This window comes from Streptomyces sp. NPDC047869 (assembly GCF_040704065.1).
Classification (GTDB): Bacteria; Actinomycetota; Actinomycetes; order Streptomycetales; family Streptomycetaceae; genus Streptomyces.
Genome location: NZ_JBEYRK010000003.1, coordinates 347,978 through 364,657, shown reverse-complemented (window position 1 = coordinate 364,657; position 16,680 = coordinate 347,978). Strand labels below are relative to the sequence as shown.

At 71.6% G+C, this 16,680-nt stretch carries 17 protein-coding genes; 12 read left to right on the top strand and 5 right to left on the bottom strand.

From position 1 onward, the window contains the following. Window positions 1-5 precede the first annotated feature (5 nt). Complete coding sequence (locus AB0924_RS06405; protein ID WP_366910798.1) at window positions 6-1,499, bottom strand: tetratricopeptide repeat protein; 1,494 nt, start codon at window positions 1,497-1,499, stop codon at window positions 6-8. A gap of 93 nt (window positions 1,500-1,592) precedes the next feature. Between AB0924_RS06405 and AB0924_RS06400 the strand changes: the two genes are divergently transcribed. Continuing rightward, entirely contained in the window at window positions 1,593-2,999 is a 1,407-nt protein-coding gene (locus AB0924_RS06400) for an FAD-linked oxidase C-terminal domain-containing protein (protein ID WP_358930412.1), read from the top strand. Window positions 3,000-3,010: 11 nt separating this feature from the next. On the opposite strand, the gene AB0924_RS06395 is transcribed toward AB0924_RS06400, so the two are convergent. Beyond that, on the bottom strand, window positions 3,011-3,424 hold the full coding sequence (locus tag AB0924_RS06395; RefSeq protein ID WP_358930414.1) for an SsgA family sporulation/cell division regulator: 414 nt from the start codon (window positions 3,422-3,424) through the stop codon (window positions 3,011-3,013). A gap of 231 nt (window positions 3,425-3,655) precedes the next feature. Between AB0924_RS06395 and AB0924_RS06390 the strand changes: the two genes are divergently transcribed. Next, window positions 3,656-5,239: an RDD family protein gene (locus tag AB0924_RS06390; protein WP_366910797.1), complete on the top strand. Its 1,584-nt coding sequence runs from the start codon at window positions 3,656-3,658 to the stop codon at window positions 5,237-5,239. Window positions 5,240-5,330: 91 nt separating this feature from the next. After that, window positions 5,331-6,110, top strand: coding sequence for an RDD family protein (locus AB0924_RS06385; RefSeq protein WP_358930419.1), 780 nt, complete (start codon window positions 5,331-5,333; stop codon window positions 6,108-6,110). Window positions 6,111-6,182: 72 nt separating this feature from the next. Here AB0924_RS06385 and AB0924_RS06380 read toward each other — a convergent pair whose 3' ends face one another. Then, window positions 6,183-6,419: a hypothetical protein gene (locus AB0924_RS06380; protein WP_358930421.1), complete on the bottom strand. Its 237-nt coding sequence runs from the start codon at window positions 6,417-6,419 to the stop codon at window positions 6,183-6,185. 367 nt (window positions 6,420-6,786) lie between these two features. On the opposite strand from AB0924_RS06380, the gene AB0924_RS06375 reads away from it, so the two are divergent. Both AB0924_RS06375 and AB0924_RS06370 read left to right on the top strand, forming a co-directional pair. Then, entirely contained in the window at window positions 6,787-9,138 is a 2,352-nt protein-coding gene (locus AB0924_RS06375; RefSeq protein WP_358930423.1) for an immune inhibitor A domain-containing protein, read from the top strand. A 121-nt stretch (window positions 9,139-9,259) separates the two neighbouring features. Further along, a complete protein-coding gene (locus tag AB0924_RS06370; protein ID WP_358930426.1) occupies window positions 9,260-9,598 on the top strand; it encodes a hypothetical protein in 339 nt (112 codons plus the stop codon). Window positions 9,599-9,623: 25 nt separating this feature from the next. Here AB0924_RS06370 and AB0924_RS06365 read toward each other — a convergent pair whose 3' ends face one another. Both AB0924_RS06365 and AB0924_RS06360 read right to left on the bottom strand, forming a co-directional pair. Continuing rightward, a complete protein-coding gene (locus AB0924_RS06365) occupies window positions 9,624-10,217 on the bottom strand; it encodes an isochorismatase family protein (RefSeq protein ID WP_366910796.1) in 594 nt (197 codons plus the stop codon). Window positions 10,218-10,321: 104 nt separating this feature from the next. Continuing rightward, the gene (locus tag AB0924_RS06360; protein WP_366910795.1) at window positions 10,322-11,668 is read right to left on the bottom strand and encodes a nicotinate phosphoribosyltransferase; all 1,347 of its coding nucleotides are present in this window, start codon (window positions 11,666-11,668) and stop codon (window positions 10,322-10,324) included. Between the two features lie 55 nt (window positions 11,669-11,723). On the opposite strand from AB0924_RS06360, the gene clpS reads away from it, so the two are divergent. From clpS to AB0924_RS06325, 7 genes are all read left to right on the top strand, one after another. Then, complete coding sequence (gene clpS / locus AB0924_RS06355; protein ID WP_358930582.1) at window positions 11,724-12,041, top strand: ATP-dependent Clp protease adapter ClpS; 318 nt, start codon at window positions 11,724-11,726, stop codon at window positions 12,039-12,041. An 11-nt stretch (window positions 12,042-12,052) separates the two neighbouring features. Then, window positions 12,053-12,655: a DUF2017 domain-containing protein gene (locus tag AB0924_RS06350; protein ID WP_358930432.1), complete on the top strand. Its 603-nt coding sequence runs from the start codon at window positions 12,053-12,055 to the stop codon at window positions 12,653-12,655. Between the two features lie 341 nt (window positions 12,656-12,996). Continuing rightward, complete coding sequence (locus AB0924_RS06345; protein ID WP_366910794.1) at window positions 12,997-14,415, top strand: amino acid permease; 1,419 nt, start codon at window positions 12,997-12,999, stop codon at window positions 14,413-14,415. Between the two features lie 145 nt (window positions 14,416-14,560). Beyond that, window positions 14,561-14,983 (top strand): M67 family metallopeptidase, encoded by a 423-nt coding sequence (locus AB0924_RS06340; RefSeq protein ID WP_358930437.1) that lies wholly within the window; start codon window positions 14,561-14,563, stop codon window positions 14,981-14,983. 134 nt (window positions 14,984-15,117) lie between these two features. Beyond that, window positions 15,118-15,213 (top strand): putative leader peptide, encoded by a 96-nt coding sequence (locus AB0924_RS06335; protein WP_358930439.1) that lies wholly within the window; start codon window positions 15,118-15,120, stop codon window positions 15,211-15,213. A gap of 118 nt (window positions 15,214-15,331) precedes the next feature. Further along, window positions 15,332-15,610 (top strand): MoaD/ThiS family protein, encoded by a 279-nt coding sequence (locus AB0924_RS06330; RefSeq protein ID WP_358930441.1) that lies wholly within the window; start codon window positions 15,332-15,334, stop codon window positions 15,608-15,610. A gap of 6 nt (window positions 15,611-15,616) precedes the next feature. Next, window positions 15,617-16,567, top strand: a complete 951-nt coding sequence (locus AB0924_RS06325; protein ID WP_358930443.1) for a cysteine synthase — start codon at window positions 15,617-15,619, stop codon at window positions 16,565-16,567. Window positions 16,568-16,680: the final 113 nt, after the last annotated feature.

Sequence of the window (16,680 nt, the reverse complement as noted above, 5' to 3'; positions counted from 1 at the left end):
GTCCCTCAGGACATGTCGTCCGGCGGGGGCTCGTCGGGAATCTCCCCGAGCCCCCGCAGGGCCTCTCCCGCCGCCGCGGCCCCGAGCGGCGAGAAGTACGGGTTGATCCGCAGCGCCTCCTCGAGGTGCCGCCGGGCCGGCCCGTCGCTCCCCAGCTCGCGTTCGATCATGCCCCGGTGGTACGCGTACAGGGCACTGATCACGCCGCCGCCCTTCGCCTTGTCCGTCGCGGCCGACGCGTAGGTCAGCGCCTCCGTGTCCTCGCCGGCCCGGTGCAGCGCCCAGCCGAGGGCGTCGGCCACCTCGATCCCGGGCTGGCGCCGCCACTCCTCCCGCAGCCGCTCCACCGCGTCCTCCGGGTCGGCGTGGTCCGCCTCGAACTGCCCGATCAGCAGCTCCTCGTCGACCCCGCCCGCCACCGACCGCCGGACCCGCTCGCGCAGCAGGGCGTAACTCCCCTCGGCGTCCTCGTACCGGCCCAGCGACTCGTACAGCTCGCCCAGCTCCAGCGCGTCCCGCGCGTCCGGCTGCCGGGCCAGGGCCGCCCGGTACGCGGCCACCGCCTCGTCGGTGCGGCCCAGCGCGGCCAGCGCCCGGCCCTTCCCGGACAGCGCCGCCCGCCGGCCGGGCTCCAGCCGTACGGCCGCCTCGAAGTGCCGCAGCGCGTCCTCCCGGTCGCCCCGCTCCCAGGCGAGCTGCCCCACCCCGGTCAGGTACGCGGCCTGCTCGGCGGGGGTGCGGGCGGCGGCCGCCGCGTCCGTGAGCTGGGCCACGGAGTCCTCGCGCCAGCCCCGGTCCCGGTAGACGCCCGAGGCCCGCGCCATCACCGCCGGCCGGTCGGCCGCCCCGGTCCGCAGCCCCAGCAGCTTGTCCAGCGCGCCCCGGGCCGCCTTGTAGTCGCCGAGCCCGGTGTAGGCGTCGATCAGCGGCGGATACGCCGACCAGCGCTTCGGGGTCAGCTTGAGCGCCTGCTCGCCGTACCGTTTCGCCGCCGGGAAGTCCCGCCGCGCGTTCGCCAGCGCGGCCAGCCCGCCCAGCGCCGCCGCGTGCTCCGCCGGCCCGGTGCCGGCCACCTCCAGCGAGGTCCGCAGCGCCCGCTCCGCCTTCGGGAAGTCCGCCGCGTCGGCGGCGTTCCGCCCCCGCTGCACATACGCGGCCCCCAGGACCGCCCAGGCCCGCGCGTCCCGGGGCCGGGCCCGTACCGCGCCCTCCTGCTGCCCGATGAGCGCCGTCAGGTCCGGCAGCGCGGCCGGGACCCCGGAGGCGACCGCGGCCGCCGTCAGCGCGGGCGACTGCGCCCGCGGGCCCGCGGCGGGCGGTGCCGCCCGGCGGTGCGCCGGCTCCGGCGGCAGCAGCATCAGCACCCCGCCCGCCGCGGCCGAGCCCGCCAGCACGGTGACCAGCAGGCGCCGCAGCAGACGCCGGGCGCGGCGCGGCGGGGGCGGCTCGGCCACCAGGGACGTACCGGGGCCGGAACCGCCGTACGGTCGGATCTCCATACCGCTCACTGTGCGCCAGTACGCGGGGCACATCCGGGTGGCCCAAGGAAGGCACGGACGGGGTTCACACCGATGGCCCCCGAGTGTCACGCTGTGATCGTGAGCCGTATCGAAGCGCCCCGCGACGAAGTGACGAGCAACCTCACCGATCGGCTCCTGGCCGGCCTGCCGCCCGAAGCCGTTCTGACCGATCCCGACGTCACGGCCTCCTACGCCAACGACATGGCGAGCTTCTGCCCGTCCGGCACGCCGGCCGTGGTCGTACTGCCGCGCACCGTCGAACAGGTGCAGCACGTCATGCGGACCGCGTCCGAGCTGCGCGTCCCGGTCGTCCCGCAGGGTGCCCGCACCGGCCTGTCCGGCGGCGCCAACGCCACCGACGGCGCCATCGTGCTTTCCCTGACCCGGATGGACCGCATCCTGGAGGTCAGCCCGGTCGACCGGATCGCCGTCGTGGAACCGGGCGTCGTCAACGCGGCGCTCTCCCGCGAGGTGGACAAGTACGGCCTGTACTACCCGCCGGACCCCTCGAGCTGGGAGACGTGCACCATCGGGGGCAACATCGGCACGGCGTCCGGCGGCCTGTGCTGCGTGAAGTACGGGGTGACGGCCGAGTACGTGCTCGGCCTCGACGTCGTCCTCGCCGACGGCCGGCTGATGTCCACCGGCCGGCGCACCGCCAAGGGCGTGGCGGGCTACGACCTGACCCGCCTCTTCGTCGGCTCCGAGGGATCCCTCGGCATCGTCGTACGGGCCGTGCTGGCGCTGAAGCCGAAGCCGCCCCAGCAGCTCGTGCTGGCCGCCGAGTTCGCCTCGTCGGCCGCCGCCTGCGACGCCGTCTGCCGGATCATGGAGGGCGGGCATGTGCCGTCCCTCCTCGAACTGATGGACCGTACGACCGTCAAGGCGGTCAACGACCTCGCCCACATGGGGCTGCCGGAGACCACCGAGGCGCTGCTGCTGGCCGCCTTCGACACCCCGGACCCCGCCGCCGACCTCGCCGCCCTCGGCGCGCTGTGCGAGGCGGCCGGCGCCACCCAGGTGGTCCCCGCCGACGACGCCGCCGAGTCCGAACTCCTGCTGCAGGCCCGGCGGCTCTCGCTGACCGCGCTGGAGGCGGTCAAGGGCACGACGATGATCGACGACGTGTGCGTGCCCCGCTCCAGGCTCGGCGAGATGCTCGAGGGCGTCGAGCGGATCGCCGCCGAGTACGGTCTCACCATCGGCGTCTGCGCGCACGCCGGCGACGGCAACACCCACCCCACCGTCTGCTTCGACGCCCAGGACGCCGACGAGTCCCGGCGGGCCCGCGAGTCCTTCGACGAGATCATGGCGCTCGGCCTGGAACTCGGCGGCACCATCACCGGCGAGCACGGTGTGGGCGTGCTCAAGAAGGAGTGGCTGGCACGGGAGATCGGGCCGGTCGGCGTGGAGATGCAGCGCGCGGTGAAGGGGGTCTTCGACCCGCTTGGCATCCTCAACCCGGGCAAGCTCTTCTGAGCCGCCGGGCCTCACCGGGTGAGCAGCTCGTCGATCGCGTCGTCGACGCCGAGCCGCCCGTCCTCGGTACCCGGCGGCACCGCCCGCAGCGTCCGCTCCAGCCAGGCGGACACCGGCGTGGCCGGCAGCTCCAGCAGGGCGTCGCCGTCCGGTGAATTCAGCGCGATCAGGACGACGCCGCGGCCCTCGGCCTTCGTCGGCCACACCCGCACGTCCCCGTGCCCGCACGGCCGGAACACCCCCTCCACCAGAAGCTCCCGGGCGAACGTCCACTCGACGGGGTGCTCGGAGGTGGTGTGGAAGGTGAGGTGCACGGCGTAGGGGTCATCGGACCGGTAACCCAGCCGGGCCGGTACCGGGACGCTCCGCTCGGGAGACAGGACGAGCTGGATCTCCAGCTCCCGTTCCACCACGGTCTGCTGCATGAGCTGTGTTTCCTCTCTTCCGGGGCCGCTCCGGACGGGCCCGCACCGGTGGAGAGGGGGCAGGGGGGCGACCATTACGCGGGTTCGGGGAAGTTTCTCCGGCCGGGTGCGGGATCCGTGGACGGCGTTGCCCGGAAAGGGGTGGGTACGGCGGGACTGGCGGTGCGGCATGCCCCGGTCTGATAGATGTGGAGCCCCTTACCACCCCCGAGCAGATACGGGACGACGGACATGAGCGCCCCAACCCCGGCCCCCGGTGACGACAGGCCCCGAGAGGGCTACTACCCGGACCCGTCCATCCCCGGCTACGTCCGGTACTGGAACGGCGCCTCCTGGGTGCCGGGCACCAGCCGGCCGGCGCCGCGGGACGGCGAACCGCTCGACCCGCCGCCCGGGTTCCACCCGGCGGTCCCGGCCGTGGAGGAGACGGGCCCGCACTTCTTCGACGAGGACCCGCAGCCGGGGCCCGCCGCGGAGCGGCCCGAGCAGCGGCAGGGGCCCGCCTGGGGCGCTGATCCGAGGCTCCCGGCGGACGCCCCGTCCCAGCCGGCCGGGCACGCCGCCCGTACTGACGGCACGGCGTCGATCCCGCCGGCCGAGGACGAGCCGGACCCCAGCGGCACCTTCCTCTTCCGCCGTCCGGTCCCGGGTCCCGCGGCCGTCCAGGACTCCGGCACCATGACGTTCCGTCAGGTTCCGGGGCAGGGGCAGAACCCGGCCCGGGGCCGGCAGCCCGGCGCGCCTGCGGTCTCCGGCCCCGAAGCGGGCGGAGCCCTCGGGGTCACCCCCGGGTTCGGCCCGGCCGCCACGGGTTCCGGCGGCCAGGCCTCAGGGGGGTTCGGACCCCAGGGGCCGGCCGTGGCGCCGCAGACGGGGCAGGGAGGCGCCGGCGGGTCCGGTGGCACGGGTGCGCAGGGCCCGGCCGCGGGCCCCGGCTTCGGCGCCGGGAAGGCGGCCGCCGCGCGGGCGGCGGGCGCACCGACCCCGCAGGCGCCCCAGGCCCCGGCGGCCCCGGCCTCCGCCGTGCCCCACCAGGCCGCACCCCATTCGGCCGCACCCCATTCGGCCGCACCCCATTCGGCCGCACCCCATTCGGCCGCACCCCAGCAGGCCGCACCCCAGCAGCCCGTGCCCCAGCAGCCCGTGCCCCAGCAGTCGGCGGCCCGACAGCCCGGCGGCTCCGGCACTCCGCTGACCGCCGGACCGGGCGGCGGCCAGGCGTCCTGGGCGCAGCAGGTGCACCGGCTGGCCGGGGGAGCGGACGAGCAGCCCGTGGCGCCGTGGAAGCCGCCGGTCGAGGACCCGTTCCAGGCGGTGGCCCGCCGGCAGGCGGCGGCCCGCCCGGCCGGCCTCGGCAAGCGGTTCGCCGCCCGGCTGATCGACAACCTGGTCCTCGGCGCCGTCACCGCGGCCGCCGCCGTCCCGCTCGGCACCCAGGCGGTCGACCACGTCCAGGACAAGATCGACGCCGCGAGGCTGTCCGGCCGTACCGTCACCGTCTGGCTGATCGACGGCACGACCGGCACCGCGCTCGGCATCGTCCTCGGCGTCCTGCTCGTCTTCGGCGTGCTGTACGAGGCGCTGCCCACCGCCAAGTGGGGCCGCACGCTGGGCAAGAAGCTGTGCGGGATCGAGGTCCGGGACATCGAGGGGCACGAGCCGCCGGGGTTCGGCGCGGCCCTGCGCCGCTGGCTGGTCTACAGCGTTCCCGGCCTGCTCGGCATCGGCCTGCTCGGTGTGCTCTGGTGCCTGTTCGACCGGCCCTGGCGCCAGTGCTGGCACGACAAGGCGGCCCACACCTTCGTCGCGGACTGACGCCTGACGACGCGGACGGGGCGAGGCCCCCGTAGCCCGTACGGCCGCCCGCCGGATGCGGAGCCGGTGCGTTCGCGGTCCACTCGGGCACATGAGCAGTGAACCGCCCCCCGGCTCCGGCGCGGAGCCCCCCGAGGACGACCCGTTCAGGAAGCGGCCCCCGTCGGACCAGGGGGCGGGCTCCCCGTACGACAGCCCGTACGGCGACCGGCAGCCCCCGCCGCCCGGCGGCGGACAGCCGCCCCCCGGCGAGGGCGGGCAGCCCCCGCCGCCCGGCGGCCAGCAGCCGCCCCCCCACGGCGGTGGTGAACCCCCCGGTGGCGGCGGCCCGTACGGGGGCGGCCCCTACGGAGGCGGGCCCTACGACGCCGGTGGTCCCTACGGCGGCGGCCCGTACGGCGGTCCCGCCGACCCCCTCGCGGGCATGCCCCCGCTCGCGGACAGCGGCAGGCGCACCCTCGCCCGCATCATCGACATGATCCTCGTGGGCATCGTCGTCTGGCTGGTCACCTGGCCCCTCGGGGTGCAGCAGTACGACGTGAACGGGAACCGGATGGAGGTCGGCCGGTCCCTCTGGCAGTCCTTCGTCGCCGCCGTCCTCTACGTCGCCTACGACACGATCCTGATCGCCAGGTCGGGGCAGACCCTCGGCAAGAAGTGGCTCAAGATGCGGGTGGCCAACCTGAACGACGGTGCCACGCCCTCGACACGGACCTCGCTGGTCCGCGCCCTGGTGCTGTGGCTGCCGTTCGCCTTCTGCTGCGCCTGCGTCTGGACGGTGATCTGCGGCGGGTGGAGCTACTTCGACAAGCCGTACAAACAGGGCCTGCACGACAAGGCCGCCAAGACGGTGGAGGTCGACACCCGCTGAGGCGCGCGGGGTTGCCGTACGACTGCGGCGGGTCGGTGGATGCCACGGACCCGCCGCTCACGTGTGCGCCGTTCAGAGCGTGGTCGGGACCCGCTCGCTCTCCCGCGCGGGCTCGGCGGGCGTCGTGACGGCGTGCGCCCCGGGCAGGGGCACCGTCATCGCGACGAGCAGCCCCAGGGCGAGCGCGGCCAGGGCGATGACGGTGATCGCGGGGCCCGAACTCGCCTGCGACAGCAGCAGCATGGCGAGTGTCGACAGGATCACGGTGCACGAACCGTAGGCGAGCTGTGCGGCGGTCGGACGAGGCATGGCAATCGTGTCCTCGGAACATCTCGGGGGATTCGGGGTGCCGTTCGACTCTCTTCGCGGTGCATGCCCGAGCGACGCGCCCGGTAAGCATGACCTAACCCACGGTACCGGTGCACAGGGGGCGCACGGAGTCATGGGGTCCGGGAAGCGGACGGTCCCACGCGCCCGTCGGACGGGACCCCGGCGTTCGTAAAGCGGACCTCGTCTCCGCATAGTGCACTTGTCCTGCTCAAGTCAAGGTCTGTTTTTTCTTCTAAACCTCTAGTCAAATGACGTCACTTGATACACGCGTTGAACGTGCGCGCACGGAACTCTCCATGAATTGGGAACCCCCTGTCCGTGTGCGCGGCGCGGGGGAGGAACTCAAGTGACCAGCAGACCCTGGACGTTCAGAGCCGCCGCGATAGGTGTGGCGCTCGCGACGGCCTCCGCCACCTACGCGACCTTCGCGGTCGCCGAGGCGAGCACCCAGGCCCCGTCGGCAGCCGCGAACCGGCACGACCCGGCCCCGGTGAAGCAGAAGGCCCACGACCTGGACGGCCCGCTGAGCAAGACGCAGCGCGCCCAGCGTCAGGAGGCCCTGAACCAGATCATTGCGGGCAAGGCGAAGGCCAAGGACCGCAACGGCTCGAAGGTCGTCCAGCTCAAGAGCAAGAAGGGCGACAGCAAGTACGTCGAGCTGAGTCGGGAGAAGACCGACAAGATCTTCACCATCCTGGTGGAGTTCGGTGACCAGACGGACCCCAAGTACGGGGGCACCGCCGGTCCGCTGCACAACACGATCGCCAAGCCGGACCGCAAGAAGGACAACTCGACGGCCTGGCAGCAGGACTACAACCAGAAGCACTTCCAGAACCTCTACTTCGGCACCGGCTCGAAGACCGAGTCGCTGAAGAAGTACTACGAGAAGCAGTCCTCGGGCCGCTACTCGGTCGACGGTGAGGTCTCGGACTGGGTCAAGGTCCCGTACAACGAGGCCCGTTACGGCAACAACGCCTGCGGCCAGACCAACTGCTCCAGCGTGTGGAACGTCGTCCGCGACGGCCTCAACGCCTGGGTCGCCGACCAGAAGAAGGCCGGCAAGTCCGACGCCGCCATCAAGGCGGACCTGGCCAAGTACGACCAGTGGGACCGCTACGACTACGACGGCGACGGCAACTTCAACGAGCCCGACGGCTACGTCGACCACTTCCAGCTCGTGCACGCCGGTGAGGACGAGTCCGCGGGCGGCGGCGCCCAGGGCACGGACGCCATCTGGGCGCACCGCTGGTACGCCTTCGGCACCGACGCCGGCGCCACCGGCCCCAGCGACAACAAGCTCGGCGGCACGCAGGTCGGCGACACCGGTGTCTGGGTCGGCGACTACACCATCCAGCCGGAGAACGGCGGCCTCGGTGTCTTCGCCCACGAGTACGGCCACGACCTCGGTCTGCCGGACGAGTACGACACCGCCGGCGGCGACAACTCCACCGGCTTCTGGACGCTGATGTCCTCCGGCTCCTGGCTGGGCACCGGCAAGGAAGCCATCGGCGACATGCCGGGCGACATGAACGCCTGGGACAAGCTGCAGCTCGGCTGGCTGAACTACGACACCGCCAAGGCGGGCGTCAAGTCCTGGCACAAGCTGGGCGTCGCCGAGTACAACACCAAGTACCGCCAGGCACTGGTCGTCTCGCTGCCGAACAAGGCCGTGAAGACCGAGATCGTCACCCCGGCCGAGGGCGCCACCCAGTGGTGGAGCGGCAGCGGCGACGACCTCAAGAACACGCTGACCCGCTCCGTGGACCTCACGGGCAAGAAGTCGGCCACCCTCTCGCTCGACGGCTGGTACGACATCGAGTCCGAGTACGACTACCTCTACACCGAGGTGTCCACGGACGGTGCCAACTGGACCGCCGTCGACGGCACGGTGGACGGCCAGGCCATCCCGCGTGACGCCTCCGGCAAGCCGGCCCTGACCGGCACGGTCGACAGCTACAAGAAGCTGTCGTACTCGCTGGACGCCTACGCCGGCCAGAAGGTGCAGCTGCGCTTCCGCTACCAGACCGACGGTGGTGTGGCCCTGAAGGGCTTCACGGCCGACGAGATCACGGTGACGGCCGACGGCACGCCGGTGTTCTCCGACAACGCCGAGTCCGCGGACGCCGCTTGGACGGCCAACGGCTTCTCCCGCGTGGGCGCGTCCTTCACCAAGGACTACAAGCAGTACTACCTCGCCGAGAACCGCCAGTACGTGTCGTACGACAAGACCCTCAAGGTCGGCCCGTACAACTTCGGCTTCTCGTCGCGCCCGGACTGGGTGGAGCACTACCCGTACCAGAACGGCCTGCTGATCTGGAAGTGGGACACCTCCCAGGCGGACAACAACACCAACGTCAACGGCCACCCGGGCACCGGTCTGATCCTGCCCGTGGACGCGCACTACAAGGCGCTCAAGTGGTCCGACGGCACGCTGCTGCGCAACCGGATCCAGGCCTACGACTCGACGTTCGGTCTGGACGCCACGGACGGCATCACGCTGCACAAGGCCGACAAGGCGCTCAAGATCAAGTCGCAGAAGGGTGTGCCGGTCTTCAACGACCACACCAGCACCTACTACGACGCGTCGAACCCGACCGGCGGTGTCAAGATCACTGACACCAACACCAAGATCAAGATCGTCAAGCAGGGCCACGGCGGCTCGACGGTCGAGCTCGAGGTCGGCCCGGCGGTGAAGTAGCGGATATCTCCGCAGGTCAAAAGCGTATCGGCGGTGACCCCCTGGCGGGTCGCCGCCGATCGTGTTTAGGTGCGTCCTGTGGCTCGCTTATTGACACTGACCGGAACGGGGATGTGACCACATGGCCGCAGGAGGCTTCAGCAAACTGCCGAACGGCACCGTGGTGGTGGCACTCAACCTGCCCAGACCCGGCCCGGCCTGCGGCTCCGCCGGGGTACGCGTCCTGGTGCACGCCCAGAACCGCGCACGAGCCCTGACCAGGCTCCGCAACCTGGGCCTGCGCGCGATCTACCTGCGGGGCAACGCCGCCCCGCCCACCCCGGACGAGATCACGGCGGTGCTGCACCACCCCGACGGCTTGATATGGCGCACGGCACCGGACAACGGTGTCACGGTGACCGAGCTGTGGCACCCCATCCGCGCCCTGCTGCGCGCACCGGCCGTGGCCCAGCGCGGCTGAGCACCCCGGGCGAGCGGGCGGGCGCCTAGCCGCCGACCACCGGCTTGCCGGTGAGCTCCACCCCGGCCCCGCGCAGCTCCTCCAGGGCCCGCTCCGTGGTCCCCGGGGCGACGCCCGCGGTCAGGTCCAGCAGGATCTGCGTGCGGAAACCCTCCCGGACCGCGTCCAGCGCGGTGGCCCGTACGCAGTGGTCGGTGGCTATGCCGACCACGTCCACCTCGTCGATGTGCCGGGCGCGCAGCCACTGGGCCAGCGGGACGCCGTTCTCGTCGGCGCCCTCGAAGCCGCTGTAGGCCGCCGCGTACGCGCCCTTGTCGAATACCGCGTCCACCGCCCCGGAGGCGACGGCCGGTGCGAAGTTCGGGTGGAAGCCGACCCCCTCGGTGCCCGCGACGCAGTGCGCGGGCCAGGAGTGGACGAAGTCGGGGTCGTCGGCGAAGTGGCCGCCGGGCGCGATGTGGTGGTCGCGGGTGGCCACCACATGGCGGTACCCGGTGCCACCCGCCTGCCCGATCAGCTCGGTGACGGCGGCGGCCACGTCGGCGCCGCCGGCCACCGCGAGGCTGCCTCCCTCGCAGAAGTCGTTCTGCACGTCTACGACGATCAAGGCGCGGCGCATGGTGGGTGTCCTTCGACTGTCCGGTTGAGTGATGGAGCCTGCAGACTTCGCGGTTGCTGCGGGAGGTGGGCGACGGGCGGGGGGAGCGGTGGGGGCGTCCTGCTTTAGCTACCCGAGAGACCCTGCGCGTACTCCGTCGGGAGGACGGGCTCGCCCCGGGAGAGCTGCGTCGCGGACAGCGGCAGCGCGGCGCGCACCGCGATGTGCCGGTCGCGGGCCACGTCCAGCGGCTCGCGCGCGACGACCTCGCCGTCCTCGACCAGCCGCACCAGGAGCTGCCGTCCGGCCAGCTCGTCGGGGACCGGCCCGGTGCCCACGACCTCGGCCTCCGCGATGCCGTCCCGGTCCAGCCGGCGCGCGGCCCACTTGCGTCCGCCGATGGAAATCTTGCCGCTGCTGGACTTCTTCGCCACCGGCACCATCGGCGCCGCCGGGTCGGCGGACTCGGCCCGCGCGACCAGCTTGTAGACCATCGAGCAGGTGGGGTGCCCGGAGCCGGTCACCAGCTGGGTGCCGACGCCGTACGCGTCCACGGGCGCCGCCGCGAGCGAGGCGATGGCGTACTCGTCCAGGTCGGAGGTGACGACGATCTTCGTACCGGTCGCGCCCAGCTCGTCGAGCTGCTGCCGCACCCGGTGCGCGACCAGCAGCAGATCCCCGGAGTCGATGCGCACCGCGCCCAGCTCGGGACCGGCCACCTCCACCGCCGTACGGACGGCCTCGGCGACGTCGTAGGTGTCCACCAGGAGCGTGGTGCCCCGGCCGAGGGAGTCCACCTGGGCCTGGAAGGCGTCCCGCTCCCGGTCGTGCAGCAGGGTGAAGGCGTGCGCGGAGGTGCCGACGGTCGGGATGCCGTACCGGAAGCCGGCCGCGAGGTCGGAGGTGGTCGCGAAGCCGCCGAGGTACGCGGCCCGGGAGGCGGCCACGGCGGCCAGCTCGTGGGTGCGGCGGGCGCCCATCTCGATCAGCGGGCGGTCGCCCGCGGCGGAGGACATCCGGGACGCGGCGGCCGCGATCGCCGAGTCGTGGTTGAGGATGGACAGGATCACGGTCTCCAGCAGCACGCACTCGGCGAAGGAGCCCTCGACCCGCAGGATGGGCGAGCCCGGGAAGTACACCTCCCCCTCGGGGTAGCCCCACACGTCACCGCTGAAGCGGTAGCCGGCGAGCCACTTCAGGGTCTCCTCGTCGACGATCGCGCGCTCCCGCAGGAAGGCGAGGACGCCCTCGTCGAAGCGGAAGTTCTCGACCGCGTCCAGCACCCGTCCGGTGCCCGCCACCACGCCGTAACGGCGCCCGTCGGGCAGCCGCCGGGTGAAGACCTCGAAGACGCTGCGCCGCTCGGCCGTACCGGCCTTCAGGGCGGCCTGCAGCATCGTCAGCTCGTACTGGTCCGTGAAGAGCGCCGTCGAGGGAACGTCCACCGGCAGTCCAAGGTCCGCTGTGTTCATGACTGGATGCTACCCCCATTTCGTCAGTGTGACGAATACTGCCGCGCGTGGCAGCATGGGCTGTGTGACGTCACCCGCGCCCGTAGAGATCGAACGCACCGAGTCGGCGGAGGAGGTCTTCGCCGTACCCGAGCCCGACGTCCCCTGGGTCACGATCGTGCACAACGACCCGGTCAACCTCATGAGCTATGTGACCTACGTCTTCCAGTCCTACTTCGGCTACCCGAAGGACAAGGCCACCAAGCTCATGCTCGACGTCCACCACAAGGGCCGGGCGGTCGTCTCCAGCGGTACCCGCGAGGAGATGGAGCGCGACGTGCAGGCGATGCACGGCTACGGACTGTGGGCCACCCTCCAGCAGGACCGGAAGTAGCGATCCCCCACATGCCCGGAACCTTCGAACCGATTCCCGGTGGCGGCGCGGCCGTCGCCCTCGACGACGTCGAGATCTCCATCATCCGGTCGCTGGCCGTGCAGCTCCTGGAGCTCATCGGCCCCGGCCCCGCCGAGGACGCCGCCGACCCGCTGGCCGAGCTGTTCGCCGACGGACCGAGCGAGCCGCCCGCCGACCCGGTCCTCAGAAGGCTCTTCCCCGACGCCTACAGCGACCCCGAGCAGGAGCCCGCCTCGCCGGCCGAGGCGCAGGAGCGGCAGGCGCACTCCGCCGAGTTCCGCCGCTACACCGAGAACGACCTGCGCGCGGGCAAGCGGGAGAACGCGCTCGCGGTGATCCGCACCCTGGACGCGCTGAACGCGTCGGACACGGGCGGGGCGGTCCTCAAGCTGTCCCCGGAGGAGTCGCGCTGGTGGCTCGGCGCCCTCAACGACCTCCGGCTGGCGATCGGCGCCCGGCTGGAGATCGCCGACGAGGACGACACCGAGCTGCTCTACCGACTGCCGGACGAGGACCCGCGCAAGCCGATGGTGATGGCCTATCTGTGGCTCGGCGGTCTCCAGGAAACGCTTGTGACGACCTTGATGCCCTGATCATCCCGATTTCGTGTTCGCTCAAAGGACACTCAAATCCGGATAACGATCGCGTCACCACTGCGGCCGGTTTTAGCGCATTCGAGCGCTCTTTGTCCGCTTCTCCCTGTGTGGTGCGTCACAACCGCCCCCTGTGCTCGATATTGCGGCCGTGATAAATCTTCACGACCGCCCGGCCGACACCACCCATGTCCGGCCGGGTGCGCCACCGAGCCGGCAACCGCCGGCCAGGCACGGGCGGGCTCCCGAAGCCCCGCCCAGCTCCATCAATCCGGGGGGATCGAAACCCGATCCGAGGCCGACGAAAGGCCTGGGTCGGCATGGAGAAAGGCGCACCACACATGGCCTCCGAGAGGGTCACAGAAACCCCCGAAGAGGGGTACGAGCGCGGGCTCGGCAGCCGTCAGGTCCAGATGATCGCCATCGGCGGTGCCATCGGCGTCGGTCTGTTCCTGGGAGCCGGGGCGAACATCGCCAAGGCCGGTCCCAGCCTCATCCTCATGTACGCCCTCGCCGGCGTGATCATCTTCTTCATCATGCGGGCCCTGGGCGAGCTGCTGCTCTACCGTCCCGTCTCCGGCTCCTTCGCCGAGTACTCCCGCGAGTTCCTGGGCCCGTTCTTCGGCTACTTCACCGGCTGGACGTACTGGCTGATGTGGGTGGTCACCGGCATGGCCGAGCTGACGGCCGCCGCCATCTACGTCAACTTCTGGTTCCCGGCCGTCCCGCAGTGGGTCACGGCCCTGGTCTTCCTCGTGGTCCTGTTCGTGGCCAACCTGATCTCGGTCAAGCTGTTCGGCGAGATCGAGTTCTGGTTCTCCATGGTCAAGGTCACCGCCCTGATCGGCATGATCGTGATCGGCCTCGGCGTGCTCACCTTCGGCTTCAGCGCCGCCGGTGACACCGCGCACGTGGCGAACCTCTGGCAGTTCGACGGCTTCTTCCCGAAGGGCATCGGCTCCTCGCTGATGACCCTGCAGGGGGTGATGTTCGCCTACCTCGCCGTCGAGCTGGTCGGCGTCACCGCGGGCGAGTCCGAGAACCCGGAGAAGACCCTCCCGAAGGCGATCAACACCCTGCCGTGGCGCATCGCCCTGTTCTACGTGGGTGCCCTCACGGTCATCCTGTGCGTGGTCAAGTGGACCGAGTTCGCCGAGGGCGTCAGTCCCTTCGTGAAGGCGTTCGCGGTCATCGGCATCCCGGCCGGCGCCGGCATCGTCAACTTCGTGGTGCTCACCGCGGCCCTGTCCTCCTGCAACTCGGGCATGTACTCCACCGGCCGCATGCTGCGTACCCTGGCCGACAACGGCGAGGCCCCGCGCGCCTTCTCGAAGCTGTCGGCCAGCAAGACCCCCGCGCTCGGCATCACCGTCTCGATGCTGTTCATGGGCATCGGCGTGGTCCTGAACTACGTCGTCCCGGAGAAGGCCTTCGGCTACGTCACCTCCGTCGCCACCGCGGCCGGAATCTGGACCTGGCTGATGATCCTGGTCAGCCACGTCCTCTACCGCCGCGCGGTGGACGCGGGCCGGCTGCCGGCCTCCTCCTTCCCGGCGCCGGGCGGCGCGGTGTGCTCGTACGTCGCCATCGCGTTCCTGCTCTTCGTCACCGGCCTGATCGCGTACGACGCCGACTCGCGCGTCTGCCTGTACGTGATGGCGGGCTGGGCGGTCGCGCTCGGCATCGGCTGGATGGCCATGAAGTCCCGCACCCCGCAGATCGCGGACCGCGACGAGCAGGCGTTCGAGAAGGTCGGCTGACCGCCGCGGAAACCTTCCCCCAGGACGTCCGGCCGCCGGGAGTACTCGTGGCAGTCCCGGCGGCCACTGCTCAGGGCGTCCAGCATGTGGGCCGCCCCGTACCACACCTCGGTACGGGGCGGCCCCTCTGCTTATCCTGACCCCCATGCTGACCATCACCCAGGCCCTGTACGACCAGCTCGTGGCCCACGCGCGCGAGGACCACCCCGACGAGGCGTGCGGCGTCGTCGCGGGCCCGGTGGGCGCCGGCCGCCCCGAGCGCTTCATCCCGATGCTGAACGCGGCCCGCTCGCCCACCTTCTACGAGTTCGACTCGCAGGACCTGCTCAAGCTCTACCGCGAGATGGACGACCGCGACGAGGAGCCGGTGATCATCTACCACTCCCACACCGCGACCGAGGCCTACCCCTCCCGCACCGACATCGGCTACGCCAACGAGCCCGGCGCGCACTACGTCCTCGTCTCCACCGCCGACACCGACGGCCTCGGCGACTTCCAGTTCCGCTCCTTCCGCATCCTCGACGGCGAGGTCACGGAGGAGGAGGTCAAGGTCGTGCAGGCGTACTGACGGGCAGCCCGGCCGGCACCCACGGGCGCGCCGGCAGGCCCACTGATCTCGGAAGTCTCAGTCAGTGGCCGACGACCATCCGAAGTGTGGGACGACACTCCGAGTGCGGGGGCGGGAATCGATACGATGACCTCATGGTTATCGGAGACGTGAGCGACAAGACGCCGGGCATGCTGCTCGTGGCGCGGCTGCACGTCGACCTGTGCAGGCTGGCCAGCGCCATCTGTTGACGCAACGCCCCCCTGCCGCCGCTCGGCCGTGAGCCGACGGCGCCCCACCCCGCGTACACGAGACGCCCGCGCTGTCGCGCCCACCGACCTGACTCATTCCGACAGGAGCCCTGACGCCATGGCCATCGAGGTCCGCATCCCGACCATCCTCCGCACGTACACCGACGGCCAGAAGGCCGTGGAGGGCACCGGGGACACCCTCGCCGAGCTCTTCGCCGACCTCGAGTCCCGGCACCCGGGCATCCAGGCCCGCATCGTGGACGGCGAGCAGCTCCGCCGGTTCGTGAACGTCTACCTGAACGACGAGGACGTGCGCTTCCTCGACGGCATCACCACGAAGCTGGCCGACGGCGACAACGTGACGATCCTGCCGGCGGTCGCCGGCGGGATGGCCTGATCCCCGATGCGCTACGACTCCCCGCTGGCCGCGGTGGGCAACACCCCTCTGGTGCGCCTGCCGCGGCTCTCGCCGTCCGACGACGTCCGCGTCTGGGCCAAGCTGGAGGACCGCAACCCGACCGGCTCGGTCAAGGACCGCCCGGCCCTGCACATGATCGAGCAGGCGGAGAAGGACGGCCGGCTGACCCCGGGCTGCACCATCCTCGAGCCCACCTCCGGCAACACCGGCATCTCCCTCGCCATGGCCGCCAAGCTCAAGGGCTACCGCATGGTGTGCGTGATGCCGGAGAACACCTCCCAGGAGCGCCGGGACCTGCTCGGCATGTGGGGCGCCGAGATCATCTCCTCCCCGGCCGCGGGCGGCTCCAACACCGCCGTGCGCGTCGCCAAGGAAATCTCCGCCGAGCACCCCGACTGGGTGATGCTCTACCAGTACGGCAACCCGGACAACGCGGGCGCCCACTACGCCACGACCGGCCCGGAGATCCTCGCCGACCTGCCCTCCGTCACCCACTTCGTCGCGGGCCTCGGCACCACCGGCACCCTCATGGGCGTCGGCCGCTACCTGCGCGAGCACAAGCCGGACGTGAAGATCGTCGCCGCCGAACCGCGCTACGACGACCTGGTGTACGGCCTGCGCAACCTCGACGAGGGCTTCGTCCCCGAGCTGTACGACGCCTCGGTGCTCACCACCCGCTTCTCCGTCGGCTCCGCCGACGCGGTCACCCGTACCCGTGAACTCCTCCAGCAGGAGGGCATCTTCGCGGGCGTCTCCACCGGTGCCGCCCTGCACGCGGCGATCGGCGTCGGCAGGAAGGCCGTCAAGGCCGGTGAGAGCGCCGACATCGTCTTCGTCGTGGCCGACGGCGGCTGGAAGTACCTCTCCACCGGCGTCTACACCGCCGCCACCACCGAAGAGGCCATCGAGACCCTGCACGGCCAGCTCTGGGCCTAGGTCTCCCCGCGTCGCGTGGAATTCCGCCCTCCGTATGCGGGATCCGTCCGCGCCGGTGGTACGTCACATCCGTACCAGCGGCCGGACGGCCGGCCACGGACGAAAGGCGGACC

What these genes read in the sequence shown, in the direction of transcription:
- AB0924_RS06405 (WP_366910798.1), bottom strand. Translation starts at nt 1,499, where the DNA reads ATGGAGATCCGACCGTACGGCGGTTCCGGCCCCGGTACGTCCCTGGTG.
- AB0924_RS06395 (WP_358930414.1), bottom strand. Translation starts at nt 3,424, where the DNA reads ATGCAGCAGACCGTGGTGGAACGGGAGCTGGAGATCCAGCTCGTCCTG.
- AB0924_RS06390 (WP_366910797.1), top strand. Translation starts at nt 3,656, where the DNA reads ATGAGCGCCCCAACCCCGGCCCCCGGTGACGACAGGCCCCGAGAGGGC.
- AB0924_RS06385 (WP_358930419.1), top strand. Translation starts at nt 5,331, where the DNA reads ATGAGCAGTGAACCGCCCCCCGGCTCCGGCGCGGAGCCCCCCGAGGAC.
- AB0924_RS06380 (WP_358930421.1), bottom strand. Translation starts at nt 6,419, where the DNA reads ATGCCTCGTCCGACCGCCGCACAGCTCGCCTACGGTTCGTGCACCGTG.
- AB0924_RS06370 (WP_358930426.1), top strand. Translation starts at nt 9,260, where the DNA reads ATGGCCGCAGGAGGCTTCAGCAAACTGCCGAACGGCACCGTGGTGGTG.
- AB0924_RS06365 (WP_366910796.1), bottom strand. Translation starts at nt 10,217, where the DNA reads ATGCGCCGCGCCTTGATCGTCGTAGACGTGCAGAACGACTTCTGCGAG.
- AB0924_RS06360 (WP_366910795.1), bottom strand. Translation starts at nt 11,668, where the DNA reads ATGAACACAGCGGACCTTGGACTGCCGGTGGACGTTCCCTCGACGGCG.
- clpS (WP_358930582.1), top strand. Translation starts at nt 11,724, where the DNA reads ATGGGCTGTGTGACGTCACCCGCGCCCGTAGAGATCGAACGCACCGAG.
- AB0924_RS06350 (WP_358930432.1), top strand. Translation starts at nt 12,053, where the DNA reads ATGCCCGGAACCTTCGAACCGATTCCCGGTGGCGGCGCGGCCGTCGCC.
- AB0924_RS06345 (WP_366910794.1), top strand. Translation starts at nt 12,997, where the DNA reads ATGGCCTCCGAGAGGGTCACAGAAACCCCCGAAGAGGGGTACGAGCGC.
- AB0924_RS06340 (WP_358930437.1), top strand. Translation starts at nt 14,561, where the DNA reads ATGCTGACCATCACCCAGGCCCTGTACGACCAGCTCGTGGCCCACGCG.
- AB0924_RS06335 (WP_358930439.1), top strand. Translation starts at nt 15,118, where the DNA reads ATGGTTATCGGAGACGTGAGCGACAAGACGCCGGGCATGCTGCTCGTG.
- AB0924_RS06330 (WP_358930441.1), top strand. Translation starts at nt 15,332, where the DNA reads ATGGCCATCGAGGTCCGCATCCCGACCATCCTCCGCACGTACACCGAC.
- AB0924_RS06325 (WP_358930443.1), top strand. Translation starts at nt 15,617, where the DNA reads ATGCGCTACGACTCCCCGCTGGCCGCGGTGGGCAACACCCCTCTGGTG.